The sequence below is a fragment of the Cellulosimicrobium sp. 22598 genome, from assembly GCF_052044445.1.
In the GTDB taxonomy this organism is placed as follows: domain Bacteria; phylum Actinomycetota; class Actinomycetes; order Actinomycetales; family Cellulomonadaceae; genus Cellulosimicrobium; species Cellulosimicrobium cellulans_G.
The window spans coordinates 1-902 of sequence record NZ_JBQEMZ010000046.1; the positions used below are offsets into that span (position 1 = coordinate 1).

Here is a 902-nt window from a genome sequence, read left to right on the forward strand (position 1 = left end):
GACGACCCGGACTACGTGGAGCTGGCGAAGTCGAACATTCTGTTGATCGGTCCGACGGGGACGGGCAAGACGTATCTGGCGCAGACGTTGGCGCGGATGTTGAACGTGCCGTTCGCGATCGCGGACGCGACGGCGCTCACCGAGGCGGGGTATGTCGGTGAGGACGTGGAGAACATTCTGTTGAAGCTGGTGCAGGCGGCGGACTTCGACGTGAAGAAGGCTGAGACGGGGATCATCTATATCGATGAGATCGACAAGGTGGCGCGGAAGGCGGAGAACCCGTCGATCACGCGTGATGTGTCGGGTGAGGGTGTGCAGCAGGCGTTGTTGAAGATCATCGAGGGCACGAGCGCGTCGGTGCCGCCGCAGGGTGGTCGTAAGCATCCGCATCAGGAGTTCATCCAGGTGGACACGTCGAACGTGTTGTTCATCGTGGCGGGGGCGTTTGCGGGGTTGGACGACATCGTGGCGGCGCGGGCGCGCAAGCGGGGTGTGGGGTTTGGTGCGTCGATCGAGACGGGTGCGGGGGAGGATCTGTTCGCGCAGGTGCGTCCGGAGGATCTGCACCGGTTCGGGTTGATCCCGGAGTTCATCGGGCGTCTTCCGGTGATCGCGTCGGTGTCGGCGTTGGACTCCGAGGCGTTGGTGCGGATCTTGACGCAGCCGCGCAATGCGTTGGTGAAGCAGTATCAGCGGATGTTCGCGATCGACGGGGTGGAGCTGGAGTTCACCGAGGGTGCGGTGGAGGCGGTCGCGGAGCAGGCGTTGCTGCGGGGGACGGGGGCGCGGGGGTTGCGGGCGATCATGGAGGAGGTGTTGCAGCAGGTGATGTTCGACGTGCCGTCGCGTGATGACGTGGAGCGGGTCGTGATCACGCGTGAGGTCGTGCTGGACAACGTGAA

1 protein-coding gene is annotated in these 902 nt (G+C 64.3%); it reads left to right on the forward strand.

Features of this window, described 5'->3' with window-relative positions:
• A partial coding sequence (gene clpX, locus ACTJIY_RS20810) for an ATP-dependent Clp protease ATP-binding subunit ClpX (RefSeq protein WP_440675400.1) occupies positions 1-902 on the forward strand: 902 nt, incomplete at both ends.